Below are 634 nucleotides of genomic sequence, written 5' to 3' on the forward strand. Positions count from 1 at the left end.
GATATAAAGGTCTAGGTGAGATGAACCCTGAGCAGCTCTGGGAAACAACGATGGACCCAGAAAGTCGCCGTATGATGAAAGTAAATATCGAAGATGCGGTTGCCGCTGATCAGATCTTTACGACCTTAATGGGTGATGAAGTTGAACCAAGACGAGACTTTATTCAGACAAATGCTTTGGAAGTAACAAACCTGGATGTCTAGTTCTAAGTCCCAAGGTGACGCCTCAATTAGTGCTGAAAGTAAGCCATATCACCATGGTGACTTGAAGACGGCATTAGTTGAGTCAGCTAAAGACATATTAAAAATTAAAGGCGTAGATGCTCTATCTTTAAGAGCCATTGCCGCAGAAGTAGGGGTGTCGCATATGGCACCTTATACTCACTTTAAGAACAAGAAAGAGCTCTTACAAGCTATCGCTGCATCAGGCTTCGATGACCTAACTAAACGCTTGATAGATATTAAGAAGAGCTATACTGATCCATGGGATTTGGTATTTAACTACGGCGTCGCCTACGTTCAGTTTGCCGTAGAAAACCCTGCAATTTATAGACTAATGCTGAGCCAGGCTGATACTGGTGGTCGTCGAAACAAGCTCGAAGCCTCAGCGAATCCAGAGATATCCCCTGTCCTCG

The 634-nt window shown here is 44.2% G+C and carries 1 protein-coding gene and 1 pseudogene; both read left to right on the plus strand.

All coding sequences use genetic code 11. The annotated features are described in order from the left end of the window. Positions 1–203 (plus strand): annotated as a pseudogene (locus tag A3756_RS14355) (hypothetical protein); the annotation flags it as partial. Beyond that, positions 196–634: TetR/AcrR family transcriptional regulator (locus A3756_RS14360; RefSeq protein WP_156490484.1), on the plus strand; the 439-nt coding region annotated here is incomplete at its 3' end. The pseudogene A3756_RS14355 and the gene A3756_RS14360, both read left to right, overlap by 8 nt.

This window comes from Oleiphilus sp. HI0086, from assembly GCF_001635225.1.